The organism is Ekhidna sp. ABH4_415, assembly GCF_056161305.1.
Map to the genome: position 1 here is coordinate 1 of NZ_JBSWYW010000037.1, position 238 is coordinate 238.

Annotated in this window: 1 protein-coding gene; it reads left to right on the forward strand. The window is 55.9% G+C overall.

Going from position 1 to position 238, the window contains the following annotated elements; genetic code table 11:
• A partial coding sequence (locus ACXAH9_RS17210; protein ID WP_474896089.1) for a hypothetical protein occupies positions 1–238 on the forward strand: 238 nt, incomplete at both ends.

Sequence of the window (238 nt, forward strand, 5' to 3'; positions counted from 1 at the left end):
TGCGAATGGTGGGATAGACACGAGTGCTGATCAAACCTTCACGATCACGGTGAATGCAGTCAATGACGAGCCAAGCTTCACGAAGGGAGCGAATGAAAGCATACTGGAAGATGCCGGAGCACAGAGTGTGACGGGCTGGGCGACAAGCCTGGACAAGGGTGCAGCGAATGAGAGTGGCCAGACGCTGACCTTTACGGTGACGAACGACAACAACGGGTTATTCAGCAGCCAGCCGGCG